The following is a 13,784-nucleotide window of genomic DNA, read 5'->3' on the forward strand; positions in this document are numbered from 1 at the left end:
AATGCGGGGTGGTACCGCGGGAGCAATCTCGTCCCAGCGTGTTAGTGAACAATGTGAGCTGGAGTAAACCGAGATGATCTTTCCGCGCAAACAGAACACGGGCAGCGGTGCTGCGTTTGGTGTCACCCCCGCACCTAATTTTCCCGCTATCGAACGCGAAATTTTAGCGTTTTGGAAGCAGGACGACACCTTTAAGCAGTCTATTGCGCAGCGTGATGGTGCGGCAGAGTGGGTTTTTAACGACGGCCCACCGTTCGCGAACGGTTTGCCACACTATGGGCACCTGCTCACCGGGTATGCGAAAGACATTTTCCCCCGTTTCCAGACCATGCGCGGCAAGAAGGTGGAGCGCCGCTTCGGGTGGGACACCCACGGGCTGCCGGCCGAGCTGGAGGCAATGAAGCAGCTGGGGCTGACCGAGAAGCAAGAGATTCTCGATATGGGGATCGATAAGTTCAACGCGAAAGCACGCGAGTCTGTGCTGCAGTACACACGCGAGTGGGAAGAGTATGTGACCCGCCAGGCGCGCTGGGTGGACTTTGAAAACGACTACAAGACCCTGAATATCGAATACATGGAGAGCGTCATTTGGGCTTTCGCAGAGCTCTATAAAAAGGGTCTGGCCTATGAGGGGCAGCGCATTCTGCCCTACTGCTGGCGCGACCAGACACCGCTGTCAAACCACGAGCTGCGCATGGACGATGACGTCTATCAGATGCGGCAGGATCCGTCTGTGACGGTAACATTCCCGCTTATTGGGGCGAAAGCTAGCGAGCTTGGCCTCGAGGGTGTGCGCGCCCTCGCCTGGACGACCACGCCATGGACGCTGCCAACCAACTTCTCGGTTGCGGTCGGCCCAGAGGTTGACTATGTCGTAGTGCCAGCGGGCGAAAACGGTGCTGCCGACGGGGGAGCAGCGGGCACCGCAAAATACCTGCTGGCGAAGGATCGAGTTGCCGCGCACGCAAAAGAGCTTGGTTATGCTGAGCCGGCTGCTGCGCTGGCTGCTGCGACCTGGGTTATTAAGGGATCACAGCTTGAATATGTAGAGTACCAGCCGCTGTGGGACACCTTTAGCGACGCTGCAACCTGGGGCACTGAAAACGCTTGGATCTTCACCGTTGCAGACTATGTCACAACCGAAGACGGCACCGGCATTGTGCATCAGGCAACCGCCTACGGTGAAGAAGATATGCTCGTCAACCAGCGGTATGGCATTCCAGTCATTCTGTCTGTTGATGACGCCGCTGAATTCCTGCCGCTGTTCCGGGGCGGGCCGCTGAACGATATCGCTGGTGTGCAGGCCTTTGAAGCAAACCGCACCATTATTAATGTTTTGAAAGCAGATCACCGACTGCTGCGTGAGGCCAGCTATGAGCACTCATACCCGCACTGCTGGCGCTGCCGCACGCCGCTTATGTATAAGGCTGTTTCAAGCTGGTTTGTGCGCGTTACCGATTTTAAGGATCGCCTGCTCGAAACCAATGAGGCAATTAACTGGGTGCCAGAAAATGTGAAGTACGGGCAGTTTGGGAAGTGGCTAGAGGGGGCGCGCGACTGGTCGATCAGTCGAAACCGCTTCTGGGGCACACCGATCCCGGTTTGGGTGAGTGACGATCCCGAATATCCGTGCGTTGAGGTCTACGGATCTGTTGCTGAGCTTGAAGCCGGCTTTGGCACTCTGCCACGCAACGAACAGGGCGAGGTTGATCTGCACCGACCGTATATTGACGAGCTTGTGAAACCCAACCCGAACGATCCGACGGGTAAGAGTAAACTGCGGCGGATCGAAGACGTGCTCGACGTGTGGTTTGACTCCGGTTCAATGCCGTTTGCGCAGGTGCACTATCCCTTCGAAAATCAAGACTGGTTCGAGACACACCAACCGGCAGATTTCATCGTTGAATATATCGGGCAAACTCGCGGTTGGTTCTATGTGCAGCACGTGTTAGCGACCGCACTGTTTGACCGCCCGGCATTTAAAAACTGCATCAGTCACGGCATTGTGCTCGGCAGTGACGGCAACAAAATGTCGAAGTCGCTGCGCAACTATCCCGATGTCAACGAGGTTTTTGAACGCGACGGTTCTGACGCTATGCGGTGGTTCCTGATGGCCTCACCGGTTGTGAGAGGCGGCAACCTGATCGTCACAGAAGCGGGGATCCGTGAGGGTGTGCGACAGTTTTTGCTGCCGCTCTGGAACACCTGGTATTTCTTCACCCTGTACGCAAATGCAGACGGGTTTGATCCGCAGTTTGACGCCGGCAGCACGAATGAGCTCGACCGCTATATTCTGGCAAAGCTTAGGGACGCTGTTGTTGCAACCGAAAACGCTCTTGAAAATCTTGACACAACAACCGCTGCAGCAGTTTTGCGCGACTTTGCCGAGGTGCTCACCAACTGGTATGTGCGCGGCTCGCGCGACCGCTTCTGGGAGGGTGTCAACGGTGAAAACGGCAAAGACAGTAACCGTGAAGCCTTTAACACCCTGTTTACGGTGCTCGAAGTGCTAACCCGCACAGCCGCACCACTAGCGCCGCTGGTTACTGAAGAGATTTGGCAGGGGCTGACAGGCGGTCGTTCTGTGCACCTCAGCGACTGGCCTGATGCTGCCTCTCTTCCATACGACGCGGAACTTGTGTCAGCTATGGACGAGGTGCGCCAGATAACTTCACAAGCGTTGAGCCTGCGCAAGGCTAAGCAGCTGCGCGTGCGCCTGCCGCTACAGAAGCTGACCGTGGTGAGCACCCAACCAGCAGCACTGGAGCCGTTTGCGGCGCTGCTGTGCGACGAATTAAACGTGCGTCAGGTTGAATTCTCACAGCTGACAGATGATGCGGCCGCAAAATACGGCATCACCTCAAACCTCACCGTTAACGCCCGCGCTGCCGGACCGCGCATCGGCAAAGCTGTGCAGCAAGCGATTAAGGGCGCGAAGAGTGGCGACTGGTCAGAGGTTGATGGTGTTGTCACCGCCGGTGGTGTTGAACTTCAAGAGGGGGAGTACGAGCTCACCCTGTCGGCGGGCGATGGTGAAGCTGCTGGTGTTGCGCTAGCGCTTTTGGCTGGCGGTGGTTTTGTGCTGCTAAACACCGAAACTACGCCGGAGCTTGAAGCTGAGGGGATTGCCCGTGACGCAGTGCGTGCGATTCAGGAGGCGCGCAAACAGGCGGGTCTTGATGTGAGTGATCGCATTGTGCTCGCCGTGAATGTTGCACCCGAATACGCTGCCGCCTTGGAAGAACACGCCGCACTCATCAGCGGCGAAACACTCGCTATCGCCTTCAACGTGCAGGCAACTGACGATGTTGCTGCGCTTGCAGACGCCGGCAACAAACAGATCAGCGAGAGGATCGCGCGTATCGCGATAGCTAAAGCGCTGGGCGTTGAAAAGGCTCCAATTGTGGTAACGGTGGATGCAGAGGGTGCAGCGCAGTAATGGCTCAAGAATTAGACCCGTGGGATGCCGCAAACCGTGAGGCCGGTATCACTGCTGACGCTGCGAAGGCAGAAGCAGTGGCAATGGCGAAAATGCTCAACCCGCTGCTTGACGATGACGACGCCACCGACGACGGCGCAGCCGTCGAACAGCTGAGCGCCGCAGCCTTAAAGGTGCACGCAGAAATTTACGGCACTGAGTCAAAGAGGGCTGCGCAGCTGGTGCTCGATGAGCTTATGACCCGCGTCGGTGAGGCCACACCGCGCCCACGCATTGAGCCGGTGAAACGACTGGCTGATTTGGTGGGGCGCCCGCAGGATCTCTACCCGGTGATTATGGTTGCCGGCACGAACGGAAAAACCTCAACCGCACGCATGATTGAGGCACTGCTCAGAGCGCACGGCATGCGCACCGGGCTCTTCACGAGCCCACACCTGGTGAGCTTCACCGAACGCTTTTGTATCGATGGTGAACCGGTAGACGGCGTGCAGTTGGCGACAGCTTGGGAGTCGATGCAGCTGGCGCTAGAAGTGGTTGACGCTGAGTTAGAAGCGCAGGGGCAGGGACGGATCACATTCTTTGAGGCGCTCGCTGTGCTCGGTTACGCACTTTTTGCGGACGCCCCGGTTGAAGTTGCGGTGATCGAAGTGGGTATGGGCGGTGAGTGGGATGCAACCAATATTGCGACTGCAGAGGTTGCTGTAGTGACCCCGGTGGCGCTCGATCACACAGGGGTTCTCGGCGACACTATTGCTGAAATTGCGGCAACTAAAGCGCGGATCATAAAACCTGAATCAAAAGCTGTTTTCGCATCGCAGCGCTCGGAAGCCCAGGCGGAACTGCAAGATTTTGCCAGCCAACAAAATGCAGAAGTTGTTGCGGCAGGAGCACAGTATGAGCTGTTGCAAAACCAGGTTGCCGTGGGCGGGCGATTGATCTCGGTGCGCCTGACCGACGGTCAGGGAGATTACACGCTCGAAGATCTTTTTGTGCCGCTCATGGGAGCGCATCAGGGCGAAAACGCCGCAACGGCGCTAGCCGCTGTTGCTGCTTTCTTTGCCCCACGCGCGCTCGATAGTGAAACTGTAGAGGCTGCTTTTGCTGCGGTTGTCTCACCCGGTCGCTTACAGGTGCTGACACAGAACCCAACTATCATTGTTGACGCGGCGCACAACCCGCACGGCACCGCCGCGCTGAGCCAAGCGTTCACCGAGAACTTCGCGTTTTCAGAAACCACGGTTGTTGCCGGTGTGCTCGCCGATAAAGACGCTACAGGGGTGCTGACGCAGCTCGCCCAATTGGGTGAGCAGGTGATTTTGGTGCCGGTTGATTCACCGCGCACCCTTGATGTCACGCAGCTGCACAGCCTCGTTGAGGCGAGTGAGCTTGCTGCGCACGATAATCTGTGGGTTGCTGAGTCAACATTTGACGGTCTAACCGCTGCTTACGACTGGGCGGCAGAGGATGCAGGCCGCGGTATACTCGTGGCCGGATCTGTGCTGCTCGCGGGATCCGCAATAGCGATTGCGAAAGAAGAGGGCTGGTAATGGCTGACGATCTTGAACTGTCGCCGTCTGAGCGCGCGGGAGTTAACTACGCAAACCGGCTCTCTGGCGGGCACCACGGCCGTGGCTCAACCCAGAAAGCCCTTGCGTCAATCGCGCTCGGGTTTGAAATTATTATCATTTTCCTGGTGGGCATGACGATGTACGGGCTTAACGTTTTTGATCCGCCACAAATTGGAATTTACGCAGGTCTTATTCTCTGTGCGCTGTGCGTTGTTGCGCTTCTCGTCATGCGCACACCGATTGGTATCACCGTCGGCTGGCTAGTGCAAATTATTCTTTTCGCTGCCGCTTTTTTCCTGCCAGCAACGCTGATTGTGGCAGTCCTGTTTGGCGGGCTGTGGGTCTTCGCGATGATTAAGGGCAAGCAGATTGACCGAATGCGCGCAGCATGGGCGGCAAACCCAGAAAAATTCCAGCGCTAAAGCATACAATTTAACCTAGCTCTAAGTTTTTAAATTATTGGGGGAGAGATGTCTCAAGAAACGCTCGTGCTTGTCAAGCCAGACGGGGTGAAACGTCAGCTGACAGGCGAAATTTTGCGTCGTATCGAGGCGAAGGGCTACGTTATTGCAGATTTGCGATTTGTGCAGCCAAACCGTGAACTTCTCGCAGAGCACTATGCTGAGCACGCGGGGAAGTCGTTTTATGAGCCGCTGCTGGAGTTTATGACAAGCGGCCCAACGGTTGCTATCCGCCTGACCGGCGACCGCGTCATTGAAGGGTTCCGTGCCCTGGCCGGTACCACCGATCCAACCACCGCCGCACCAGGCACCATCCGCGGTGATCTCGGCCGCGACTGGGGCTTAAAAGTGCAGCAGAATCTTGTGCACGGCAGCGATAGCGAAGAATCAGCCGCACGCGAAATAGCTCTCTGGTTCGCATAAAGTGGAGCTTACTCGCAGCGTTCGACCCTTTCAGGTTGTCTCGGAATACACCCCAAGCGGTGATCAGCCCAAGGCAATCGCTGAGCTTGCTGCCCGGATCAACGCGGGTGAAACCGATGTTGTGCTGCTCGGCGCGACCGGAACGGGAAAATCTGCAACCACCGCATGGCTGATCGAGCAGGTGCAGCGACCCACGCTCGTGCTCGCGCACAACAAAACACTTGCAGCGCAGCTCGCGAATGAGTTTCGGCAGCTGCTGCCAAACAACGCGGTCGAGTATTTCGTCAGCTACTACGACTACTATCAGCCTGAGGCGTATGTGCCGCAGACTGACACATTTATTGAGAAAGACTCCAGCGTTAACGCTGAGGTTGAGCGTCTGCGTCACTCAACCACTAATGCGCTCTTGAGCAGACGCGATGTTGTGGTGGTGTCAACCGTTTCCTGCATCTACGGCCTCGGTAAGCCTGAGGAATACTATGAGGCGATGCTCCCGCTTGCTGTTGGCGATGTTATCGACCGTGATGTGCTCACCAGACGCCTCGTCGATATGCAGTACCAGCGCAACGACATAGAGTTTGTGCGCGGCAACTTCCGTGTGCGCGGTGACACCATCGAAGTCATTCCAATGTATGAAGAGCTCGCCGTTAGAATCGAGCTTTTCGGTGACGAGATTGAAGCTTTGAGCTTCTTGCACCCGGTGACCGGAGATTTGATCCGTGAAGTTGAGACGGTCTCGATTTTTCCGGGATCACACTATGTCGCAAGTCACGATGTGATGCAAAGAGCGATGAAAGACATCGCAGCAGAGCTCGAAGAACGCAGCGCGCAGCTGAAAAAGCAGAACAAGCTTGTTGAAGAGCAGCGCCTACGTATGCGCACAACCTTTGACCTGGAGATGATGGAGCAGATCGGTTTCTGCTCGGGCATTGAAAACTATTCACGGCATATGGACGGGCGTGCACCGGGGGAGGCGCCGCACTGTCTGCTCGACTATTTTCCAGACGACCTGCTTGTTGTTATCGATGAGTCGCACGTGACTGTGCCGCAGATTGGTGCAATGTATGAGGGCGACGCATCGCGCAAGCGCACACTGGTTGAGCACGGTTTTCGCCTTCCGAGCGCGCTCGACAACCGGCCGCTGAAGTTTGCTGAGTTTCAAGAGCGTGTCGGGCAGGTTGTGTATCTGTCTGCAACACCCGGTAAATATGAGCTGGATCGCGCAGACGGTGTTGTGGAGCAGATTATTCGCCCAACAGGTTTGGTGGATCCCGAGATAATCGTGAAGCCATCGGCCGGGCAGATTGATGACCTCCTCGAGCAGGTGCGGGTGCGCACCGCACGTGATGAGCGCGTGCTGGTGACCACGCTGACCAAAAAAATGGCTGAGCAGCTAACCGCCTTTATGGAAGAAGCTGGCGTGCGGGTGCGCTATCTGCACTCGGATGTTGACACCCTGAAGCGCGTGGAGCTGCTCAGCGAGTTGCGCGCGGGCGTGTTTGACGTGCTTGTCGGAATTAACCTGCTGCGTGAGGGTCTCGACCTGCCTGAGGTGTCGCTGGTTGCGATCCTTGACGCAGACAAAGAGGGCTTCTTAAGGTCTCGCACTTCGCTTATTCAGACGATTGGTCGTGCGGCGCGCAACGTCAGCGGTGAAGTGCATATGTATGCAGACAATATTACGCACTCAATGCAAGAGGCGATTGACGAGACCAACCGCCGCCGTGAAATTCAGCAGGCATACAATCAGGAACACGGTATCGATCCGCAACCACTGCGCAAAAAAATCGGTGATATTACCGAGATGCTGGCGCGGGAAGCAGCTGACAGCGAAGAATTGCTTGCGGATCGCGCTCGGCCTGCGACAGCGCGTAAGTCGAGCGCAAAAACTAGCGCCCAGAGTGGTGACGGTGTTGAGCTTGAAGAGCTGATAGCTGAGCTCACTGCGCAGATGCTGGCTGCCTCTGATGAGCTGAAGTTTGAGTTGGCGGCGCGGCTGCGTGACGAAATTCAGGATTTGAAAAAGGAGTTGCGCCAGGTGCGGAAAGCGCACTAACGACGTGATTCAGCTTTCTCGAACGAATGTTCTATTTCTTCTTGCTGTTGCCATATAATTAATAGGTGACTAAAGCTAGGCAGAGTGTGAAAAAACCGGTTGTAAAGTCGTTGGCGCAAGCAAAAATTAAAGTGCAGGGTGCCAGAGTGCACAACCTGAAGAATGTTGATGTGAGCATTCCGCGCGACAGCCTGGTGGTTTTTACCGGCCTGAGCGGCAGCGGTAAATCGAGCCTTGCTTTCGACACTGTTTTTGCTGAGGGTCAGCGCCGCTACGTTGAGTCGCTCAGCGCATATGCGCGCCAGTTTTTGGGGCAGGTTGACAGGCCCGATGTTGATTTTATTGAGGGCTTGAGCCCGGCAGTTTCAATAGATCAGAAGTCAACCAACCGCAACCCGCGTTCAACGGTTGGCACGATTACCGAGATTTACGACTATATGCGTCTTTTATGGGCGCGCATCGGGATCCCGCACTGTCCGGTTTGTGGCGAGCTGATTCAATCACAAACCGTGCAGCAGATTGCCGACACACTCATGGAGATGCCAGAGGGCACACGCTTTCAGGTTTTGGCTCCCGTGGTTGAAAAGAAGAAGGGCGAATTTGTTGACTATTTTGCTGAATTAGCAGCTGACGGTTTCTCACGCATTATCGTTGACGGTCAGGCTCATCATTTGAGCGAACCACCGACCTTGAAAAAGAGTGACTGGCACTACATTTCTGTTGTTGTTGACCGGCTGGTGCGCAAAGATTCAATTCTTGGTCGCCTCACTGACGCGATTGAGACCTCGCTGCGACTAACCGGGGGAGTTGTTGAGGTGAGTTTCCCGGCTCGTGCGGGTGAGCCTGAGTTGCCTGTGCGCCGCTTTAGTGAGCATCGCAGCTGCCCGAACAACCACCCGGTGCAGATCAGCGAAATTGAGCCGCGCACCTTCTCGTTTAACGCACCTTTTGGCGCGTGTGAAACCTGCTCAGGGCTTGGCACCTCCCTGCAGGCAGACCCCGACCTTGTTTTGGCTGACACCACGCTGTCGCTCGCTGAGGGAGTGATTATTCCGTGGAGCACGCAGGGCAGCGGGCTTTATAGTTACTTCCAAAACCAGCTGCAGGCTTTAGCTGCTGAGCACGACTTCTCTCTTAAGACACCGTGGGAAGATCTGCCTGCACGTGTGCAAGAGATGCTGCTCTACGGCAAAAACTTTAAAGTGCAGGTCGCCTATCGCAACCGTCACGGCCGTGAGGTGAAGTATCGCTCTGGTTTTGAGGGCGCAATCTCCTATGTTGAACGCAAATATATGGAGGCAGAAAGCGATAATGTGCGCGCAAAGTGGGCTGAGCTGCTGCGCGCTGTGCCGTGCGCAAGCTGTAAGGGTGCGCGTCTCAAACCTGAGGTGCTTGCGGTGACGGTGAACGATCTTTCTATCTCTGAGGTTGCTGACCTCAGTCTCGGTGAGGCGCAGGTCTTTTTTGACGAGCTCACTCTGAGCGAGCGTGAGGCAAAGATTGCGGCACAGGTGCTGCGCGAGATTCGGGCGCGTTTTAGCTTCCTCATTGAAGTCGGGCTGAATTACCTTACTCTGGGTCGTGCTGCTGGCACACTCTCCGGCGGTGAGGCGCAGCGGATTCGACTGGCAACGCAAATCGGCTCTGGTCTGACCGGCGTGCTGTATGTGCTTGACGAACCCTCTATCGGTTTGCATCAGCGCGACAACCGCCGTCTGATAGACACTCTGATACGGCTGAGAGATCTCGGCAATACGCTAATCGTTGTTGAGCACGACGAAGAAACTATCGACGCTGCAGACTGGATCGTTGATATTGGGCCGGGCGCCGGTGTTGAGGGCGGCGAAGTTGTTCATTCCGGCACCGTCGCCGACTTACGCGCAAATAAACGGTCGATAACCGGTGCGTTTATCTCTGGCCGCGAGGTAATTGCGACGCCCGAGACACGTCGCAAGGTAGATAAGAAACGGCAGCTAGAGGTTGTTGGTGCGCGCTCAAACAACCTTAAAGAGCTGAGTGTGAAATTCCCGCTCGGTGTGTTTACTGCGGTGACGGGTGTGAGCGGATCCGGCAAATCTACGCTGGTTAACGATATCCTCTACCGGGTGCTCGCCAATAAACTAAACGGCGCACACCAGCTGCCGGGCAAGCATAAGCGGGTGCACGGGCTTGAGCATTTAGATAAGGTCGTGCACGTTGACCAGGCGCCAATTGGGCGCACTCCGCGCTCAAACCCGGCAACCTATACCGGTGTGTTTGACAAAATTCGTGCGCTGTTTGCTGAAACACAAGAGGCTAAGGTGCGCGGCTATCTTGCCGGTCGCTTCAGTTTCAACGTGAAGGGCGGGCGTTGTGAGGCTTGCTCGGGTGATGGCACGTTGAAGATCGAGATGAACTTCCTGCCCGATGTGTATGTGCCGTGTGAGGTGTGTGACGGCAAACGCTACAACCGTGAAACCCTGCAGATTAAATACAAGGGTAAGAACATCTCTGAAGTGCTAGAAATGCCGATCTCAGAGGCGGCGGAGTTCTTCCAGCCGATCAGCTCGATTTATCGCTACCTGCAAACTCTTGTTGATGTGGGGCTTGGTTATGTGCAGCTTGGGCAGGCGGCCACAACTTTGTCCGGTGGTGAGGCACAGCGGGTGAAGCTTGCAACTGAACTGCAGAAGCGTTCGACCGGCCGCACAGTCTATGTGCTTGATGAGCCGACCACGGGTCTGCATTTTGAAGATGTGCGCAAGCTCTTAAAGGTGCTCAACACTCTGGTTGATAAGGGCAACACAGTAATCACTATTGAGCACAATCTCGATATGATTCGCTCTGCAGACTGGGTAATTGACCTCGGCCCTGAGGGCGGCTCAGGCGGTGGCACGCTGGTTGCTGCGGGCACCCCTGAAGAGGTTGCGCAGGTAGCTGAAAGTCACACCGGTCGCTTCCTTAAAGAAGCGCTAGCAGCTCACCCAGCCGGTAAATAATGCGCACCGTCGATAACCGGAAGGCATTTAAACCGCAGTCGGGGGAGGTGCCAACAGGGCCGGGTGTTTATCGCTTTTCGGATCGCCACGGTCGTGTGCTGTATATCGGCAAAGCAAAAAACTTGCGCAACCGCTTGGCAAACTATTTTCAGCCGCTGCACACGCTGCAACCGCGCACACAATTAATGGTGCAGTTGGCGGCTAAGGTTGACTGGACGGTTGTTGCTAGCGACACTGAGTCTTTGGTGCTCGAGCACAGCTGGATCAACGAATTCCGGCCGCCTTTTAATGTCCAGTTTAAAGATGATAAAAGCTATCCCTATCTGGTTGTTTTAATGGGGGATGAAGCACCCCGCGCAATCATTTCTCGCAAAGAGGGCATTAAAAAAGCAAAGTATTTTGGCCCGTACCCGAAAGTTTGGGCGCTGCGTGAAACCCTTGATCTCGTGCAGCAGGCATTCCCGCTGCGCACCTGTAACGACGCAGACTACTCTCGCGCGATGCGCTCCGGCAGACCGTGTTTAGCCAGCCAAATAGGCCGCTGCCACGGGCCGTGTTCGATGCGGGTTTCGATTGCCGAGCATCGCGAACGCGCAAAAGAGATGGTGCGATTCTTGCGGTCACTCGACCGCCGGTTTGTGCGGCAGGTGGAGAGCCAAATGCGGGATGCAGCAGCCGCACAGCGTTTTGAAGAGGCCGCAAAACTGCGCGACCGGCTGCAGGCGCTCGAGCATATTCTCGAAAAGCAAGCAGTGGTGTTTGCTAGCGAGGTAAACGCAGACTTTTTTGGCTACTACGCCAACGAACTTTTGGGTGCTGTGCACCAGTTTAAAGTGCGAGCGGGCCGCATTCGCGGTGAACGCAGTTGGATCGTGGAAGTCGGGCCGGATGATTCAGCTGGCACGGTGCTCGAGCAGGTGCTGCAGAGTGTCTACGAGAGAGAAGCACCCCCGAAGCGGATTATTACTTCAGCGCTGCCAGAAAACGCTGCCGATCTGAGCGAAGTGCTCAAACAGCGGCACGGTCTGCGCTCTCTCCCACAAATTAAGGTTGCCGAACGCGGCGAGAAAGCCCGGCTATTAGAGAGTGCAGTAAAGAATGCGGGCGAGCACTTGCTGCGCAACAGTCTGCGTCGCACCAACGACATCACCGCACGCACAGACGCACTGGCAGAGTTGCAGCAGTATCTCGGGCTTGCAGAACCCCCGCTACGCATTGAGGCTATCGACGTATCGCATCTGCAGGGCACGAACGTGGTGGCCTCTCTTGTGGTGTTTGAAGACGGCCTGCCCGCGAAAGGCGCATACCGGAAATACAAGGTGGTTGAAGCAAACAACGACGTTGACTCAATTCGGCAGGTGGTGGCCCGTCGGGCTGCGGTGCTCGGCAAAGCAGATGAGCTGGCGCCTGAGGTGGGGTTGTATCGTGCCCGGCCGCAGCTGCTGTTGATCGACGGCGGTCAACCGCAGGTGGCCGCCGCAGCGGCTGCACTTGAGGAAGCCGGCATCACAGATATCGCTGTTGCGGGCATCGCGAAGCGACTTGAAGAGCTGTGGCTGCCAGAGGATGATTTTCCGGTGATTCTGCCGCGCAATTCAGAGGCGCTGTTTCTTGTGCAGCGGCTGCGTGATGAGGCGCACCGATTTGCAATCACCTTCCAAAAACAGCGCAGATCGAAAGCGTTAGCAACCGAGCTGTCAGAAATTCCCGGTGTCGGCCAAGCTCGAGTGAAGGCTCTGTTGCGCACTTTTGGATCGGTGAAAAGGGTGCGTTCGGCAAGCATCGCTGAGCTTGGCGCGGTGCCCGGTGTGGGAGAGAGCCTTGCCTCGGTTATTTACGAACATCTGCACACACCTAGCGCCAAGGCGAAGGGGTTAGATAGCATTGACACAGCGGGATCAGAGAACGATGAAGTTGGGCAGTAATGAGTGATACGCAGATAGCTAAGCGAGATATTTTAATCGTTGCCGGAATGTCTGGCGCCGGTCGGAGCACCGCTGCAAACACCCTCGAAGACATGGGGTGGTATGTCGTTGATAATCTGCCGCTAAAGCTTTTGACCACCGTGGCTGATATGGCTGAGCTCTCAGACGGGGCGATTAAAAAAATTGCTGCTGTTGTAGATGCGCGCGGCCGCGACCTCGATGAGACGCTGCGGGAAACGCTGGCTGAAATTTCTGAGAAAGGCGCCCCGCGCATTCTCTTCCTCGATGCGAGTGATGATGTGCTGGTGCGCCGCTATGAGGCTGTGCGCAGGCCACACCCGCTGATGGGTGCAGGTAGCCTGCTCGACGGGATCCAAAAAGAGCGTGACCGATTGCTTGAGCTGCGTGCGTTAAGCGATTTTGTTATCGATACTTCGCGCTATAACGTGCATGAGCTGACGAGTCGCATCCGTGAGCTCTTTTCTGAGGCTGATGCGCCAAAACTGCAGCTGGTTGTGCAGAGTTTCGGCTTCAAATACGGGGCGCCAAGTGATGCCGATCTGATGATCGATATGCGTTTTGTGCCAAACCCGTTCTGGTTACCTGAGCTGCGCCCGCTCACCGGTAACGATGCAGAGGTGAGCGAGTTTGTGCTCGCCCAAGAGGGGGTGCACGAGTTTATCGCAAACTATGTTGCGGCGTTAGAGCCGGTCTTTGCGGGATACCAACGCGAGAACAAACGGCACGTAATGCTGGCTGTCGGCTGCACCGGCGGTAAACATCGCTCTGTTGCGGTGACCAACGAAATTGCCGGCAGATTGGCTGATTTAGCCGGGGTGCAGGTGTCTGTGCGGCACCGCGACCTCGGGCGTGAGTAAGTGAGCGGCGCCTAAATTTAACCGAACATAATACATGTTTACGCGCGCCTAATTTC

General features: G+C 56.1%; 8 protein-coding genes. All 8 read left to right on the forward strand.

Features of this window, described 5'->3' with window-relative positions; genetic code table 11:
• Positions 1-73 precede the first annotated feature (73 nt).
• The 8 genes from ileS (at position 74) to rapZ (ending at position 13,728) form a co-directional block, all read left to right on the forward strand.
• A complete protein-coding gene (gene ileS / locus HCQ99_RS01065; RefSeq protein ID WP_166984716.1) occupies positions 74-3,439 on the forward strand; it encodes an isoleucine--tRNA ligase in 3,366 nt (1,121 codons plus the stop codon).
• Entirely contained in the window at positions 3,439-4,986 is a 1,548-nt protein-coding gene (locus HCQ99_RS01070; RefSeq protein WP_243854757.1) for a bifunctional folylpolyglutamate synthase/dihydrofolate synthase, read from the forward strand. Before ileS ends, HCQ99_RS01070 begins: the two co-directional genes overlap by 1 nt.
• Positions 4,986-5,429, forward strand: coding sequence for a DUF4233 domain-containing protein (locus tag HCQ99_RS01075; RefSeq protein WP_166984717.1), 444 nt, complete (start codon positions 4,986-4,988; stop codon positions 5,427-5,429). The genes HCQ99_RS01070 and HCQ99_RS01075 overlap by 1 nt, the downstream gene beginning before the upstream one ends.
• Before the next feature lie 48 nt (positions 5,430-5,477).
• Entirely contained in the window at positions 5,478-5,891 is a 414-nt protein-coding gene (gene ndk, locus HCQ99_RS01080; RefSeq protein WP_166984718.1) for a nucleoside-diphosphate kinase, read from the forward strand.
• A gap of 1 nt (position 5,892) precedes the next feature.
• Entirely contained in the window at positions 5,893-7,947 is a 2,055-nt protein-coding gene (gene uvrB / locus HCQ99_RS01085) for an excinuclease ABC subunit UvrB (RefSeq protein WP_166984719.1), read from the forward strand.
• Between the two features lie 86 nt (positions 7,948-8,033).
• The gene (uvrA, locus tag HCQ99_RS01090) at positions 8,034-10,925 is read left to right on the forward strand and encodes an excinuclease ABC subunit UvrA (protein ID WP_166986402.1); all 2,892 of its coding nucleotides are present in this window, start codon (positions 8,034-8,036) and stop codon (positions 10,923-10,925) included.
• Positions 10,925-12,850 carry an excinuclease ABC subunit UvrC gene (gene uvrC / locus HCQ99_RS01095; protein ID WP_166984720.1) on the forward strand — a complete coding sequence of 642 codons (1,926 nt, stop codon included), beginning with the start codon at positions 10,925-10,927 and terminating at the stop codon, positions 12,848-12,850. Before uvrA ends, uvrC begins: the two co-directional genes overlap by 1 nt.
• Entirely contained in the window at positions 12,850-13,728 is an 879-nt protein-coding gene (rapZ, locus tag HCQ99_RS01100) for an RNase adapter RapZ (protein ID WP_166984721.1), read from the forward strand. The genes uvrC and rapZ overlap by 1 nt, the downstream gene beginning before the upstream one ends.
• Positions 13,729-13,784: the final 56 nt, after the last annotated feature.

The organism is Canibacter zhoujuaniae, assembly GCF_011752015.1.
Classification (GTDB): Bacteria; Actinomycetota; Actinomycetes; order Actinomycetales; family Microbacteriaceae; genus Canibacter; species Canibacter zhoujuaniae.

Excerpts from the sequence above, each read along its gene's own strand:
- ileS (WP_166984716.1), top strand. The coding sequence starts at position 74 with ATGATCTTTCCGCGCAAACAGAACACGGGCAGCGGTGCTGCGTTTGGT.
- HCQ99_RS01070 (WP_243854757.1), top strand. The coding sequence starts at position 3,439 with ATGGCTCAAGAATTAGACCCGTGGGATGCCGCAAACCGTGAGGCCGGT.
- HCQ99_RS01075 (WP_166984717.1), top strand. The coding sequence starts at position 4,986 with ATGGCTGACGATCTTGAACTGTCGCCGTCTGAGCGCGCGGGAGTTAAC.
- ndk (WP_166984718.1), top strand. The coding sequence starts at position 5,478 with ATGTCTCAAGAAACGCTCGTGCTTGTCAAGCCAGACGGGGTGAAACGT.
- uvrC (WP_166984720.1), top strand. The coding sequence starts at position 10,925 with ATGCGCACCGTCGATAACCGGAAGGCATTTAAACCGCAGTCGGGGGAG.
- rapZ (WP_166984721.1), top strand. The coding sequence starts at position 12,850 with ATGAGTGATACGCAGATAGCTAAGCGAGATATTTTAATCGTTGCCGGA.